The following is a 15,402-nucleotide window of genomic DNA, read 5'->3' as shown; positions in this document are numbered from 1 at the left end:
TTTATGCCATATCACCAAATTGTCGGTATAGCGTTTTTATTTGAATTGATTATAAAAAAAGATACGGAAGTCGAATTTTCCGTATCCATGAACTTCATCGGATCTCTATATTAACGATGCAGAATAGGTGAGATCCTTTTATATAAAATGCCTACGACCAAACTCACAACTACACCTTTTAAAAGGTTGAACGGCAATGTCATTAACACTACAAAGGTGAAGGTATCTTTTACTAAAGGCAGAATAGAGCTTCCCAGGCTTACGATCACATCCATTGGCATACCATAGAAATAAGAATAAGCTGGTAGTGCGATAAAATAATTGGCAAAACATCCAATTATACCCATGGAAATGACACCGATGAGCATTGCTATAAATGCTCCTTTCATCGTCTTATGTTTTTTATAATAAATGGCACTTGGTAAAACCAAAGATAAACCAATTAAAAGATTGGAAATCTCCCCGACAAATGCTGTATCGGTTCCCTGAAACACAAGATTTAAAATAATTTTTAAGGTTTCTACCGTAGCTCCGGCAAGAGGCCCTAAAGCAAAGCCGCTGATCATTACGGCCACTTCATCAAAGCCTAACTTATAAAAAGGTGGAAAGAAAGGCAATGGAATTTCGAACAACATCAAGACGAAGGCAATGGCGGCCAAAATAGATACCTTGGCAATCCACTGTACACGAGATGTTTTCGAACTGACAAATGATTGTGCTGACATATATATTCCTCCTTATCATCAGCACCTCTTTCCTCAAAAGAAAAAGAGGTTTGTCACAAAAACCTCTCAGGATATACGATAAAAAAGGATTTCAAAAAATCTTCTTCCATCCAGACTTTAACTGTCGCTACCGGAATTGCACCGGTTCGTGCCCGAAGGCTCGCGGAGTGTACCGCCGATTGGGAATTTCACCCGACCCTGAAGTTTTTTGTACATCCCTATCGTATTCTTTCTCTGTTTCTTTGTCAACTGCTTTGTGAATTATTTACCAAATTAATGAATTTCAAGAAAAATAAAGAATCAGTGTGTTATCTTTTCTTTGGCATTGGGCATTCATCTACCATGACTTGAAACAAGCCGATCAAAAATTCTTTATTAGCGACTTCATCTACTAACAACATCTTTTTAGCGCCTTTGTATGGGGATTCGTATCGTGCATTTGGCATATATTTTATGGCAGATGGTACAGGCTTAACCAGTAAGCGATCATCATAAATACCACCAATGATTTTGCCTTGATAGTAAAGAATGTATTCGTTCATCATAGCTCGATAGGTAATTTCATCAAGTTTCGATAATTGTTGTAGGATATATTCCAAATAGTTTTTGGATGATGGCATATTATTCTCCTGTTCTTGTTTGTCAAACCTTTTATAATTGTAAACTAAAGGTGATCTATTCGCACTATAACATGGAAGGCGTTAGAATTATATGAAAATATGTGAAAATGCAAATTTTGAATGATTTTTTTGACAAAAATGTTAGAATAGCAGGGTATATATAGGATGGAGGATGTTTACCGAACTATGAGAGATCCTTATGAAGTATTAGGCGTATCCAGAAGTGCCTCTCCGGATGAGATCAAATCAGCGTATCGTAAATTGGCAAAAAAATACCATCCGGATCTGCATCCGGGCGATGAAGAATGTGCAAAGAAGATGCAGGAAGTCAATGCGGCTTATGATCAGATCACCAATCCGGAAAAATATAGAAATACGGCCTATCAACAACAATCCAATCCGTATGGAAACATGTATCAGGATCCTTTTTCCTATTTCTATAACCAGCAGTCGCAGCAGAATTCGGACTTTAATTCGAATTTCTTCTTTTATGGGCCATTTGGCTTTGGGGGTACACAGTTTCAGAGAACACAAAGAAGCAATGGCTCCTTCCTTAGAAATTTTATTTTATTGATACTGATCATGAATCTTTTGACGTATTGTTCCCGAATGTATTTTGCATCGAACTACTATGGTTCGCGTTATGACAATAGCGAAAGAATTCAGGAGGAACAAAGAGGATGGAATACAGATGAAGGCGTGAGAGCTTAATTTCCCACGCCTTTTTTAATTTGTTGATGAAGATAATCCTTGTTGCAATCTTTCTTTTTCGGAATGAAATTTTGAAGGAAGGTAAAGCGCTCTTTATTTCGTGCATAAAAATAACTGAATAAAGAGAAGGTTGTTGCACCGACAAAATTCACAAATAAATCTTCCATCGTATCAATCAGACCGATATCAATATAGCCCTGATCGGAAATAACTTCGCCGTTCACGGTGACTTCATGAATATCATTTTCCTCAAACGGAGGAAGAATTTCATCTACACCGGCTGAATGAATAGAAGTGATCAAAGTATCTTTTTGGGTATCCATCGCAAAAAGCTGATCCATTGAAAATTCAAAGAACTCCCACAGCACCCCGATCGTCATGGAGAAGGTAAAAGAGACGATCGCAAGAAAGAGAGGAGAAACAAAAAATTGAATTTTTTCACTTTTGTTTAATAAGCTGACCATAGAGAAACCGACGGCAGCACAAACAAAGCCGTTAATGGTATGAAGTATGGTATCCCAATAAGGAATCGAGAAATAATAATTATCGATCTCACCCAATATCTCTGCAGCATAGATAAAGACAAGGATCAAAATTTCCAGAAATATAGGAAGCTCTACTTTAAAGGTAAGCTGTACAAAGCTGGGCACCAGAAGTAATAAAAGAGTTAAAAGGCATACAAAGATATTTTCGTAATTCTGCATCATGATCTGGCGAACTAAGACCAGAATGACTAAGGTACGCAAAATCAAATAAACCACAAGGGAAGAGCGATGTTCTCTAACTTCCAGTTCCAGAGCCTTTTTTAGACTGATCATATAATGTTTCAAACGATTCATTTTCTTATCCTTCGTTTCTGTCAAACTCGTACATCAAGATGCCACCGGCAATCGCAACATTCAAGCTTTCAAAGGCATGCATCTCGATTTTCACAATCACGTCACAGGCATCAATCAATTCACGATGTACTCCATTGCCTTCGTTTCCTAAAACGATCCCATACGAAGTCTTCTTTTCCACTTTCGATAAGGGTAGCGATCTTTCGTGCAGGCTGGTTCCATAGATCGTAAGTCCCTCTGCCTGTTTTTTATGGATCAAAGACTTTAGATCGGTATAGCACACCGGAATGTGAAAAATTGCGCCCTGCGATGCCTGAATCGTTTTGGGGTTATAAATATCGGCACACATCATAGAACAATAAACCTGATCGATACCAAACGCACAGGCTGTGCGCAATAATGTCCCTATATTTCCCGGGTCCTGAACAGAATCTAAAAGAAGAATCTGCTTTTCTTCTTTTTCATCCCATTCTTTTTTACGACACAAACCAATGATCTTTGCCTGTGAGTTTTGAACGGAAAGCTTGTTTAATACGGCATCGGAACAAAGCGTACTGGGAATCGAGTCCTTCCATGAAGTATCTTTATTGATGAAAACTTCCTGCAGGCATCCGGCACTAAAGGCTTCCTTGACTAAGTGTTCTCCTTCAACCAAAAAACAGCCGGTTTTATCGCGTTCTTTTTTTGTATGCAGGCGCGTTAATTCTTTGATTCGTTTGTTTTGAACAGATTCTATAAAATTCATGCACTTATTTTATCATGATTACCAGAAAATACCAGCTGATATAAAGTGATGTTGACAAGTAGAGAAAACGAGGTTTGTGCAGCTGATGTGATATGACCGGGCACAAACAGTAAAAAGGTGCAGAATACAAAGACCAGCACAAGAATCTTTTCATAAGAAATTAGAAGCATTTGTTTATAAAAATAATAGAGCCATTCTACGATGAATCCACCGACACAGCCAATCGCAAGCCAGATATGCAGATCATTTAACCATCCTGCATTTTGTAACTGATAAGGAATCAGACAGGATACAGGCATACCGATACAAAGAAACCGATGAAGGATGGATATATAGGAAAATTTTCTTTTTTGCCAATACAAGATGGACAGTTTATAAAATCCCCAGGCACTGCTGATCGCCCATAAAAAAAGATAGAGTGGATGATGCATCGCATTTCCAATATGACTTTGATTGTCATAAAAGACATCGATCCAAAACCAGGGAAGGATGCTCAAAATAGGATTTAGAACCCAAATATGGATAAAAAACAGGTATTTTTTAAATTTCATAAAAAAATTTTAACTTTTTTTAATAGTTTTATCAAAATTTATCGTATCTAATAGTGAGGTTTTCAAAAAAGGAGGTTTTATGAACCAATGGATTCAAGTTTTATCTCAGGACTCTTCCATTTTAAAGGTTGCCTTAAAAGACCCTTCTAAAATGGATTTGACAGTCTTTGAAAAAATGGCTGGTGATGATTATTGTCTTCGCTGTGTTTTGGATGATCGACAAAAAGGTGTGATTGCGTATTCGGTAGAAAATTTGATCAACTTAAAAGATTTTCTGGAACAAGTGACTTTTGAGAAAAAAGAGGGATATTTCTTTTTAAAGAAGTTATTCGAATGTGCGATCAGTGTCAATCGCAACAAACCTGTCTTATTCGATCCTTCTTTTGTGTTTGTTTCCCCTTATGGAGATACCTTCTATTTTCTTGTCGTTCCTTTAGTTCTGGATGAATGGATGTTTCAAAAAACGCAGGTCGTATCATGGGTCCAGTATTTGATAGAGCACTTTAAAACAACAACGGCTTATGAAATCTTAGGATTTATGATTCGATTTTGTCAAAGTGAAGAATTTTCCTTACCAAATTTGATTTCCGGTCTGGAGAATGTGAAACGAAATTATTATCCGTTAAAGCGTTGGACATTCTTCAAAGAAAGAGAAAGCTTTCGCTTAAAGGAGCCGGTCTCTACTTTGTATTATGCAAAGATGCGCTTTGTACCAGATACACAGACTTTACCTCTTGAAAACAAGACACAGTTGATTGGTCAAGTCAATACGACAAAAGCGTATTTGGAAGAAAAAGAGACGGGAAGAAAATACGATCTTCAAACAGAAAGTGTACTGATTGGACGTTTAGTATCCTGCGACATACGATTACCCGACGAATCAATTTCCTTAAAACATGCCCTGATACTTTGCGAAAATGAACGTTACTACATCAAAGATCTAAAAAGCTTAAACAAGACCTTTCTCAATGATAAACAAGTGGTTCGCAAGATGCGTCTGCATGACGGAATGAAGCTTACATTGGGAAGCGTAGATTTTATTTTTAGACAAGATGAAGATGGAAAGATATAAGATCGTAAGGACTTTATCCTCCTCTTTCTGTATGACCTGTGCTTTGGTAGAAGACCAATGGACAGGCAAACGCTATTTCACCAAAACGTTGTTTCTTTCAAACGCAACGAAAATTCATATTCATCAGTTTCGAACGGAAATCCATGTTTTATCTTTGATGGATGATCCCTATATACCGCATCTGATCGATGTGATAGAAGAGGCAGATCAAATCATGATCATTGAAACGTGGATACCGGGAAAAACATGGATGAAGATGACGGAAGAGAAAAGACAGTTTCGATTGAAAAAACGATGGATCTTAGAACTCATGCACCTTTTAGAAAACCTCCATGCTCATGGGTTTCTTTATGTGGATCTCAAGCTCGAAAACGTGATGGTGTATCAAGATCATGTATTTCTCATTGATTTTAATGCCTGCTTACCAATCGGTTCTGTGCAAGTGTATATGTCTTCGCCATCGAATCAGACACCCGAGTCGCTTACACAAAAAAGAAAGGAGGTTTCTACGGATATTTATGCACTTGGAGTCATGCTCAAACCTTTTTACAAGCTTCCCTTGTATCGGTTGTGGTGTCTTAAATGCACTAGAAAGGATGCGAAAAAGCGATTTCGGACGATGCGATCGGCAAGATTTTACTTCTTACTGGTGGGTCATATTCGAAAAGGTGTGTGTTTATTACTTTTTATTCTGTCTGTTTTCTTTTATAACATACTCTTTTTTCAAAGTGTTCCACCAGATTTGATCCATGATTATCAGCTTCAACAACATCAAATACAAGGAGGAATTCAGGAAAAGACACAGAAGCTTTTATCCGAATGGATCGTGCAGAATCGATTGCGTAAAGAGGTATTATCGAACGAAGAGAACGCTAGCTTTTTTCTGGAACAATCGATCTTTTCCAGAAGTCAGTCGATCGTATCGTATTTGTTAGAGAGCATACCAAAGTCCATACAAAAGAAAATGCCATTACAAATACAACTGGCGCATTGGATCACGCAACAAGAGCCTGGTTATGATGCTTCTTTATTGATTAGAAGTTTACAGGCGATCCAGGAAGAAAAGGATATCTTCAACAAGGGATTACACATTTTGGTCGTGGAACAGCTTTTATTGGAAAAGGAAATCATTTTAGACAAAGAAGGACGTGTGCTTTTAGAAAATATTCATGAAAGTTGGACAATCAACGAAATACAGGAAAATAAAGAACTGTTTAAAGAAGTCGCATGTATTCATGCCGAGTATTTGTTGTTTTTGCGATCCAGAGAAATTCAGACGAGTAGTCTTCCTCAGACTTTTATAGAAAGCTTTCAGGAGGAAGAAACATTTATGAAGCTATTTGAACTTTTCAATTAGAAGGGATGTGAGTATGAAGCGATGGTTTTTATGGATTAATATCGTATGGTTGTTTTTGCCGATGACGGTATATGCGTGGGAGCATCCATCGGATGCGATACAAGTTTATTATCAGAAGAAACCAGTTTTAGAACATGTAGAGTATGATGAAGCTGATTCATTTGAAATCATAAGCGATGATTCTAAAATACAAGTTCTTATAGATGAGCATGATGTGCCGATCGTGTGGGAAGAACATAAGGGAAGTGTTCCTTTCTCGAAACAAGCGCATCATGTGCAGATTGTAAGGGAGAAAACGATCGTAAAGGAGTTTTGGATTCAGGAACCAAAGTCTATTTATGCCCATGCACAATTTGTTTCGACAACAAAAGGGCAATGGTGCTTGCAGGTTACTTTTGATGCACCAATTGTCGATGAAATTTATATGCTGGTACAAAAAGAGGAGCAGGTAATTGATGAAATCACCTGTCAGCATCAAAAGGAGATCTCGTATAAGCTGCAGAATGGAGCGTTCAAGGTGTACTTATATGATCGTCAAAATCCAAATCGTGTTTTAAAGATCAATGATCAGGATGCGTTTACTTTTCATTTCTCAGAGACAGAACCGGAAATTCAAGCAGAAGTCAAAGAGATTCCCGATTCAAGAGATAAGGAGCTTTTGATCCACTGGCCGGAGTTTGTCAAAGAAAAAAGTGTGATCGTAGATCACATGGTTGTAGAAGCAGATGATCGATTGATTTTAAAGGCAACAGAAGGACAACAAAAGACAGTATCGGTTGTGTTAAAGGCGACAGATCTCTTTGGTCGAACAGCGCTTAAACCAGTCGATGTATTACTGGATGCCAAGCCGCCTGTTTTGACATTATTTCATGGCCAGCAGCCTATGATGGCCAATCAGTTGTATATCCTTCATGAGAAAAAAGAATTTACCTTTTTTTGGGATGAGCCGATTGAACAACAATTAGATATTTATGTGAATGATCAAAAAATCCAATTGGGGCAATTGAATACGATCTGGCAGTCTTTAAAAAACCAGGATCGTTTAAAGTTGGTTTGTCAGGGAAAAGATCTGCAGGGAAATATTTCTTCGTATTTGTATGAATTTCAATATCAAACCCAAATCGAAAGCTTGCTTTTACAAGCTTCTACTGTGCCAAAAAAGCCGGAAAAAGTTGTCCAGGTACAGACAAAGGATCCTTATTTTGGATCGTATCTGGATTCACGAAGTATTTGGAGAACTTGGAAAAAGAACGAGGATCAAAAAATTATTCTGGAGAAAAAAGAAATTTGTTTGCAGGATCAAACAAAACCTATGATGCGCTTTATGGCAGAAAATGGAGGATCACTGTCTCATTTACAAAAAGGAGATGTTCTTCGTTTAACATTATTGAATACAGAATCGTATTCAGACGATCATTTTACCGATATACAGATCAATGGCAAAAAAATGGATGCGGATCAGATACACAAAGATGCCTTGCACAATGAATACGTTTTGATCACTTTAAAGGACAAAGAAACAAAAATTGTAGCCAGTGCAGAAGATAAAAGTGGCAATACCGCAGAGATCCAACAAACTTTTACGCTTGAAAAGACAAAGTTTTATGGGTATTGGCTGTTTGTGATTCCTGGACTTTTAGGCATCTTTGGCTTGTTTTGGAAAGTGAAGCATGGAAAAACTAAAGGTTCTTAAGGAAGAACAGCTTTTCATTTATACATTGCAGGAGGGCTTAAAAGTTGAAGGAGTTGTTTTTCAAAAGCGAAAAGGACAATGGTATTTGGTTGCGAATCAACAACGAATGTTGTTGAAAGAAGAAGGTATCGTATGGAACCAGATTACCTTTGCCCTATATCGTTTACCAAGTTGCTGGTCAGTAAAAAAGTTACAGAAGCACAATGTCATAGGACGAGATCCAACTTGTTCGATCGTTATAGAAGATGAGACAATTTCATCCTCTCATTTTCAAATAACCAACGATTACCTGGAAGATTTACAGAGTACAAACGGCACGTATTGTAACGGTAAAAGAATCCGGAAACAAAAATTAAACGCTTTAGATCATATATGGTTTGGAACCAAAGAAGCCTATTACTTACCGGGTTATTTGGTTTTAGGGGTTTTACAGGAACAGAAAATTGTCGTGTTTGACAAGATTCCTGAACTTCCCAAGGTTCAAGCCATTTCACAAACGGTCAAAACAGTACAACAAGTATCTTTTTTGTTACAGTCACCGCAGCCGTTAATGCCCATTCCCAAAGGGAACTGGTTTCAATCGATGGGCTCCTCTTTGTTGATATTGATTTCCGGTTTGGTCAGTGCCGGCGTTGTATGGATCAGTTCACCGCAACAAAGCTTTTCGGTGGTATCGCTAATGATCAATGCGGTATCTATGGGATTGGCCTTTGGTGCCTTTGGCTTGTGGAATCGAAAGATGACAGTTCGAGAAAAGAAAAGAGAAAACCAAGCTTTGATTGATCAATATTCGCTGTATTGTAAACGCAGTCAAAACGAGATGGAAAGGATGCAAAAGGAATATCAGAACGCTGTTTTACAATGGGTCGAGCAGTATCAGTTGCAGCTTTTAAACTTTCAAAGAGAGGCAAAAAGGGATTATCGCTTGTGGATTGGTTATCAGAAATGTGAATGGATCCAACTTCAGTTTAGAAAACCAAATTATCTGCAGGAGCAGGACCGTTTGTTTCAACAACAAGAAACCTTAATACAGTCTATCGAAACCTATGAAGATACGCCGGTGTTTTTAGAACAGGGACAACAGATTCATCTTCCCAAAGTAGCTTTTTCATGGATCGAGTCTTTATTTCTGGAATGGTTGCTGGTTGCTTATCAAGCGCATCGAAAATGGGTGTGGGTCGATGTATCTATGTCTAAAGAGCATCCTTTTTTCAATCATGAAGCTTGTATTAAGGATACAAAAAAACTTTTGATTCAAACGAAGGAAGAATGGCTTAGCTTCATACAGGATTTAGATCATAGCTATGAATATACGTTTATGATCAATGAAGCGTTTGCTTTGGAATCTCTTCCCGAAAAAGAAACCTGCATTTGTTTTGATGCGGCAGGCCCTATGCTGCAAATGGCTGATTTTTGCCAGCCTGGTGATCTGTTTAGAAAGCTCATGTTTCTTCATCAGGAAAAACGATGGGATCAAGATCAGGAATGTAAAGCTCTTTTTGGTCAGGATATCTGGCATTTCTCTTTAGATTCGTGTCGTCAAAATCGTGTGAACTTAAAAGTATGTCTGGGTTTTGAAGAAAAAGGAACATTCCTGTACTTAGATTTGCAGGAATCTAAACAAGGACCACATGGATTTCTGGCTGGTAAAACCGGCAGTGGAAAAAGTGAAATGTTACGAAATATTCTTTTACAGTTGGTCATACAGAATTCCCCTAAATTATTTCAATATATTCTGATTGATTTTAAAGGTGGAGCCTTTGGGCAATACTTTATGCACTTTCCTCATTGTCAGGGTATGCTGACTAATCTTGAAAAGGATCAAATGGAACGCTTTGATCAAAGCCTTCAGGCTTTTTTGGAAAAAAGACAAAAGATTCTTCAGCAATTTAGCCAGGAACATCCAGATCAAACAGCACATATCGATTCCTATAACGCTTATGACATCAAAGATCCTTTGGCGCATGTATTTTTGATTGTCGATGAATTGGCACAGCTCAAACAAAGCTTTCCGGATTTCTTGATGAAAATCAAAGAAATCGCCCGTATCGGAAGATCTTTGGGTGTGCATTGTATTCTTTCTACACAAAAGCCATTAGGTGTAATGGATGATCAAATTTGGGCCAATATGGACTTTAAGATCTGTATGAGTGTCGCAACAACTGCCGATTCTTATGAAGTTTTGCACTCCGATCATGCCTATGCCTTAAAACGACCGGGAGACTTTATTCTTCAAGATCAACAGGCTTATCAACGTATGGGTAGAGCATGGTATCTGCAAAAAGAAATCTATTTACATCCCAATGGATATTGTGAAGTTGATGAGAATGGAAAGATCGTGCAAAGCTATCACCAGGAAAAGACAACTTTGTTTCATTTTTTATCGCAACAAATAAACAAAGATGAAAGTGCAAAGGAATGGATCATACATCCGTTTGATCAAAGTGTTTTCAAATCGCAACAATTGGCATTGATCGATGAGCCGTCTATACAACAAGTCAGGGATTGGACGCCTCAACGGGGACAATGTTCGTGTATCTATTGTACTTCCTATCAAAAAAGAAAAGAACTGATTGAAAGTATTGTCGGTTGGACGACCTTGCCGGTCTATGGCCTGGAAATCGAAGAAGATGGCTTAGATGCCTGCTTATCTGAAAAAGAATTCGTAAGAATAAAATCGATACGAAAACCATGTGTGTGGTTGGTAGATTACACAAACCTGAAACAGAAAGATTTGGATGTGCTTAAAAATGATAACGTTATTTTATTTCTATTTCTAAGAACATGGGATAGACGATTCAAAGAATGGTTTTTGATTCAGTCGAACCGCATTTGTTACGACTTTAGTGATATCGAAGACTTGCGAGAATTCTTTGGATGTTTTATTCGAGCAGATCTGAGCATGCGCTCACATAAAGGATATATCTTTAGAAAGCAGAGCTTATATCCAATCTTATTTCAAAAAAGGGAAGGAGTACTAAAACCGAAACGAAAGGAAAAGGCTTATATACTTCATCATCAAAATCATGTCTTGCGTTTGGGGTGGAATTCAAAATCTCATCAGGAAGTTTTCTGGAAGCAAAAGCATCCTTTATTGATTTGTTATGTACAACGATCAATGGCCCAAACGATTGCCGATATGCTGGAAAGATGGCAAACACAAAAAGCTTTGCATGTCAGAGAAGACTTTTTAGAGGAAGCAGATATTTATGTTTTACATGCCATTTACAATGCGGATCAGTTTCAAACACCGGAATATCTTTCGAAGATCTATGATCTAGATGTGTGCTGGATCGGGCAGGGAATACAAGATTATTTGTATGTTCTAAAACGTTCGTTGCCACAAGATCATTCATCCTATGGCGTGTATTGGACAGAACAGGAGGTGTATTCATTTAATCGATAACAGTATGCAGGATATATTCATTCATATCAAGATTTTTACACAATCAAAATTTCATCATGTCTGGATTCGTGATACGTATGTCATTGAGGACTTTATTCAAGATATAGAAAAGTCGTGGCCTTTGGAAAAAGCGACATTTGCTCATTTTTTCTATCATACCGAATCAGGACGTATTTTAAATTCCGGAAAAACATTTAGAGAAAATGCCGTGATCTCCGGCGATCATTTTATCTTATTTTAAACAGGAGGAGTATTTATGCAAATAACAGTTAATTATCAGGAACTGGCACAGGGTGCCCATTATCTGGAACAAAAATCAAATGATTATCAACAAGTAATCAATCAGATCTATGCTCGTATGCAACAGATGCAAAGTGTATGGCAGGGGCAGGATCATCAGGCGTTTATTGCGCAGCTGGAACAGTTTCGACCACAGCTGCAGAAGATTGTCGCCATCATTGAAACTTATGCGCATTTTTTGTTGTATTGCGCCAATGAATATCAAAAGCTTCAACAGGAGCGTATCGCAAGAGCCAGAAATTTAGTGTAAAAGGAGGAAACTATGGCAAATATTCAAATATCTTCACAGGAGGTTTTTCAATATTCCGCACAATTAAAAGGAATGAACACGCAGGTGCAACAAATCTTTGAGGAAATCAAAAACAAAGTTCAACAATTAGAGTCTATATGGCAGTCACCCACCTCTAACAAGCTGATGGAGCAGTTTCATTCCTTAGATCCGGTATTTCGCTCCTATGTGCAATCCCTGGATCAGTATGCCCAATATCTGCAACAGACAGCACAGGCGTATCAGGAAAATGAACAAATGCTGTCGCAAGGCGTACAAGTATGATGGAGATGGTAGCCTATTATCAGGAATTATCATCCTATATCACTACGATCTGCAGTGAGGTCGCAAGCTGCTGCCAGGCAGAGGAAGCTATTCATCTTCAAAACGGACTGCAGGCATTGCAGGCACAGATTCAAAGACAGCTGATGGAAGTGAAGCTGCATGCCCATTGATACAGCTGTTTATCGAAGAATCGCAAATGGTTTGGCATCCAGAAGAAAATATGCATCCTTTCCGGGAAACCTTCCTTTAAAAAAGGAGCACGATCGTATTCAAAATACACTGGATAGCTATATTGATTATTTTCGAAAAAGTGCAAACGCCTATGAGAATACCGAGAATCATTTAATGTATAAAAGTGGACAGAGCTTTTCTTACTTAAAGGATGGAACATTTCGCTTCTATCACCAGGAGGATTGGAATGCGTTAGCACAGCTGACCAAGAAAGAAAAAAATACGCATCTATCGATAGGAGCCGAATACAGCTTTAAAGAGGCCGGAGCTGTTTATCGCGATGAGCTTTTAGATGCCGGTATTCAGGCACATTTAGGAAATATTCAGGCTAAAGGATCGTGTGAGCTGGGATTGTGGAAGGAGGAAGAATTTGATCCCAGACTGGAACTGAGTCTGCAGGCACAGGCTTCTCTTTTATCCTTGCAGGGACAGGCTAAAATCGGTACGAATAATATGTACTTGCAGGCAAGAGGCAATGTGGATGTTGGAAGTGTCTATGCACAGGCTACCTGCATATTTAATAAAGAAGAACAAAATTTGGAAGCTTCCATCGGAGCAGCTGCCGTACAAGGAGAGGGAAGTATCGCTTTTCATCTTTTTGGTGCGAAAGTAACCGTAAGTGCGCAGGGATCCTTAGGCAGTGCCGAAGCCAACCTAACCTATCGTCACGTAAATAAAGAATGGGAGTTTGGAAGCAAGTTGGGCTTTATTGCAGGGTTAGGCTTTAAAATCAAGGTGAGCTACTAGAAAGGAGGAAAGGTTTGAAAGAGTTATTACCTATCGGAACGGTTGTTACGTTACATCAGGGAACAAAAAAGCTCATGATCATAGGACGAATCCAAAGAGAAAAAACAACCGGAAAAATCTATGATTATGCGGCTTGTCTCTGGCCGGAAGGCAGTATTGATACTCAGCATTTTTATTTATTCAATACGGAAGATGTACATATTTTATATCATATTGGTTTACAAAGCGTTGAAGAATTTCGCTTTCGAAGCATATTGGATGAACAAATAAAAAAATTAGAGGAAGATCATTGATCTTCCTCTGCCAGTTCTGGGTGATTGATCAGATATTCCGGATTGCTGGTGCGCAAGGCATCAAAAATATCTTGATCATGGATTTCTAAATTGTGCTTTTTCATATAGTAAACATTACATTCCTTGGCAATATCACTGCTGGCTTTTGATACAAGAGCTTCCTGTATTTTTGCCCGGTTTTCATCGTAATCATTGCTTGTAAGGATCGCAACATAATAGGCACCGCTGGAATCGTTATCATCGCTCATAACTTCATCGATGACACCGGTTTCCTTGGCGGAATATAAAGTATTGATGACATAAGTTGGAATGGAATCTTTTAAAAGGGTAGAAACTACGATCTCTTCATTTCCGTAAGTGGCACTTTCACTGGCGTATTGATCAAATACTGTTTGTGCATCTGTTCCATCCTTGAGTGCCTGTAAAGCGTTATTGGCATCATCCTTATTGTCACACATCAAAATCTTGGCGATGCTTGGCTTGTATTCTTTTTTAATGGCTTTGGCATTGTCTTCAAAATACTTATCCAATAGTTTTTCCTGCTGGATCGTTGGGATGATGACTTTTTCAATATAGTCATCTTTATCCTTATAGCCGGCATCGATCAAGCTTTGTTCAAATTCTTTGCTTCCGGATGTATTTGTTTCATACTGCTCTTCTGCCTGTTTTTTAATATCATCTCCACGGCCGATTTCTTCATCCATGATTGCCTGTTCAATCAAAGTGACCGCCATGGTGGAACCATTTGATTTTTTGATCAGTTCATATTCTGTCCCACGTGTAACCGATACATCACCGACCTGGAATAGTACATCACCGGCATTGCTGATCTGAGCCGTTGCACCGGAGCAGGCTGTCAACATCAACAAAGAACAGCCGGCAAATACAGCCGCTTTTTTTAAATTACTCTTCATTGCTGCTTCCTCCTGTCTGATCGTTGATATAGTCTTCAATGCTTTTTTGTACATCTTCATCTTTGAATTCGATATCCAGATCTTTTGCGTTTTCCTCTACGATCTTAACACTTAATCCCTGGTTGGCTGTTAAGAAAGCCGATAAGATGTTATTGGAAACAGTCTCGTTTTTAGAATCCCAGATGTTTTGAATATCCGTTTCATCTACATGTACCTTATATAAATATTTCAGCCCAGAGCTTGAATCTGTGACTTCGATCCAGTCACTTGTCTGATCTTTTTCCAGATTTAAAGCAGCCTGAATGACTTGTGCATTCAATGTGCTGTATTGGCTGTTGACAGAATTTGCATCGACATAGCCATAAAAGCCATCATCCGAAGCCGTAGCTGTGTCTTCTGAATAAGCGGTTGCCGCATCCGCAAAAGAACCGCTGGATAAAGCTGAGTCGATATTGTCTTTTTTCTTTTGTTCATCTTCAGTTAAGGCTGTCAGATCCTGTACCTGCATCGAGATGATCGAAATCGTTCGTGGCTTTTTCTCCTGCAGGGCCGGTGTCACTTCATCGAAATGATCTTCAATGTAATCGCGCTGCATCTTGGCTTCCTTTACGGTCATCAAACAATAATCATATAGCTGATCTATAC

The 15,402-nt window shown here is 38.4% G+C and carries 18 protein-coding genes and 1 riboswitch; of the genes, 11 read left to right on the top strand and 7 right to left on the bottom strand.

Annotated elements, in window-relative coordinates:
• Positions 1 to 110: 110 nt before the first annotated feature.
• On the bottom strand, positions 111 to 725 hold the full coding sequence (locus U0M88_RS10045) for an ECF transporter S component (RefSeq protein WP_331869719.1): 615 nt from the start codon (positions 723 to 725) through the stop codon (positions 111 to 113).
• 94 nt (positions 726 to 819) lie between these two features.
• Positions 820 to 935: riboswitch (FMN riboswitch) on the bottom strand.
• Positions 936 to 1,033: 98 nt separating this feature from the next.
• Positions 1,034 to 1,345 (bottom strand): TfoX/Sxy family protein, encoded by a 312-nt coding sequence (locus tag U0M88_RS10040; protein ID WP_331869718.1) that lies wholly within the window; start codon positions 1,343 to 1,345, stop codon positions 1,034 to 1,036.
• Positions 1,346 to 1,531: 186 nt separating this feature from the next.
• Between U0M88_RS10040 and U0M88_RS10035 the strand changes: the two genes are divergently transcribed.
• Positions 1,532 to 2,056: a J domain-containing protein gene (locus tag U0M88_RS10035; protein WP_331869717.1), complete on the top strand. Its 525-nt coding sequence runs from the start codon at positions 1,532 to 1,534 to the stop codon at positions 2,054 to 2,056.
• Here the strand turns inward: U0M88_RS10035 and U0M88_RS10030 are convergent.
• Genes U0M88_RS10030 through U0M88_RS10020 form a run of 3 tightly spaced genes read right to left on the bottom strand, consistent with a single transcriptional unit; the run spans position 2,053 to position 4,191 of the window.
• A complete protein-coding gene (locus tag U0M88_RS10030) occupies positions 2,053 to 2,895 on the bottom strand; it encodes a hypothetical protein (protein WP_117446812.1) in 843 nt (280 codons plus the stop codon). The genes U0M88_RS10035 and U0M88_RS10030 overlap by 4 nt on opposite strands.
• 4 nt (positions 2,896 to 2,899) lie before the next feature.
• A complete protein-coding gene (locus U0M88_RS10025; protein ID WP_331869716.1) occupies positions 2,900 to 3,640 on the bottom strand; it encodes a TrmH family RNA methyltransferase in 741 nt (246 codons plus the stop codon).
• Positions 3,637 to 4,191 (bottom strand): hypothetical protein, encoded by a 555-nt coding sequence (locus U0M88_RS10020; protein ID WP_331869715.1) that lies wholly within the window; start codon positions 4,189 to 4,191, stop codon positions 3,637 to 3,639. Before U0M88_RS10020 ends, U0M88_RS10025 begins: the two co-directional genes overlap by 4 nt.
• Positions 4,192 to 4,270: 79 nt before the next feature.
• On the opposite strand from U0M88_RS10020, the gene U0M88_RS10015 reads away from it, so the two are divergent.
• Genes U0M88_RS10015 through U0M88_RS09970 form a run of 10 tightly spaced genes read left to right on the top strand, consistent with a single transcriptional unit; the run spans position 4,271 to position 13,843 of the window.
• Positions 4,271 to 5,263 (top strand): FHA domain-containing protein, encoded by a 993-nt coding sequence (locus U0M88_RS10015; RefSeq protein WP_331869714.1) that lies wholly within the window; start codon positions 4,271 to 4,273, stop codon positions 5,261 to 5,263.
• Positions 5,264 to 5,294: 31 nt separating this feature from the next.
• A complete protein-coding gene (locus U0M88_RS10010; protein WP_331869713.1) occupies positions 5,295 to 6,620 on the top strand; it encodes a protein kinase domain-containing protein in 1,326 nt (441 codons plus the stop codon).
• A 13-nt stretch (positions 6,621 to 6,633) separates the two neighbouring features.
• Positions 6,634 to 8,313: a hypothetical protein gene (locus U0M88_RS10005; RefSeq protein WP_331869712.1), complete on the top strand. Its 1,680-nt coding sequence runs from the start codon at positions 6,634 to 6,636 to the stop codon at positions 8,311 to 8,313.
• The gene (locus tag U0M88_RS10000) at positions 8,291 to 11,719 is read left to right on the top strand and encodes an FHA domain-containing protein (protein WP_331869711.1); all 3,429 of its coding nucleotides are present in this window, start codon (positions 8,291 to 8,293) and stop codon (positions 11,717 to 11,719) included. The genes U0M88_RS10005 and U0M88_RS10000 overlap by 23 nt, the downstream gene beginning before the upstream one ends.
• 4 nt (positions 11,720 to 11,723) lie before the next feature.
• A complete protein-coding gene (locus U0M88_RS09995; protein ID WP_195222512.1) occupies positions 11,724 to 11,960 on the top strand; it encodes a hypothetical protein in 237 nt (78 codons plus the stop codon).
• A 15-nt stretch (positions 11,961 to 11,975) separates the two neighbouring features.
• Positions 11,976 to 12,269, top strand: coding sequence for a WXG100 family type VII secretion target (locus tag U0M88_RS09990; RefSeq protein WP_022789849.1), 294 nt, complete (start codon positions 11,976 to 11,978; stop codon positions 12,267 to 12,269).
• A 12-nt stretch (positions 12,270 to 12,281) separates the two neighbouring features.
• Positions 12,282 to 12,572, top strand: a complete 291-nt coding sequence (locus tag U0M88_RS09985; protein ID WP_117446805.1) for a WXG100 family type VII secretion target — start codon at positions 12,282 to 12,284, stop codon at positions 12,570 to 12,572.
• Positions 12,569 to 12,742 (top strand): hypothetical protein, encoded by a 174-nt coding sequence (locus U0M88_RS09980; RefSeq protein WP_168965489.1) that lies wholly within the window; start codon positions 12,569 to 12,571, stop codon positions 12,740 to 12,742. The genes U0M88_RS09985 and U0M88_RS09980 overlap by 4 nt, the downstream gene beginning before the upstream one ends.
• The gene (locus U0M88_RS09975; protein ID WP_272001263.1) at positions 12,732 to 13,550 is read left to right on the top strand and encodes a hypothetical protein; all 819 of its coding nucleotides are present in this window, start codon (positions 12,732 to 12,734) and stop codon (positions 13,548 to 13,550) included. The genes U0M88_RS09980 and U0M88_RS09975 overlap by 11 nt, the downstream gene beginning before the upstream one ends.
• Before the next feature lie 14 nt (positions 13,551 to 13,564).
• Entirely contained in the window at positions 13,565 to 13,843 is a 279-nt protein-coding gene (locus U0M88_RS09970) for a DUF4176 domain-containing protein (RefSeq protein WP_022789845.1), read from the top strand.
• Here the strand turns inward: U0M88_RS09970 and U0M88_RS09965 are convergent.
• Complete coding sequence (locus U0M88_RS09965) at positions 13,837 to 14,757, bottom strand: hypothetical protein (RefSeq protein ID WP_279069944.1); 921 nt, start codon at positions 14,755 to 14,757, stop codon at positions 13,837 to 13,839. The genes U0M88_RS09970 and U0M88_RS09965 overlap by 7 nt on opposite strands.
• Positions 14,747 to 15,402: peptidylprolyl isomerase (locus U0M88_RS09960; RefSeq protein WP_331869710.1), on the bottom strand; the 656-nt coding region annotated here is incomplete at its 5' end. The genes U0M88_RS09965 and U0M88_RS09960, both read right to left, overlap by 11 nt.

Source organism: Faecalicoccus sp. (assembly GCF_036552745.1).
In the GTDB taxonomy this organism is placed as follows: Bacteria; Bacillota_I; Bacilli_A; order Erysipelotrichales; family Erysipelotrichaceae; genus Faecalicoccus.
Note: the sequence above shows the minus strand (reverse complement) of the source record. Positions and strands in the feature narration are given on the sequence as shown.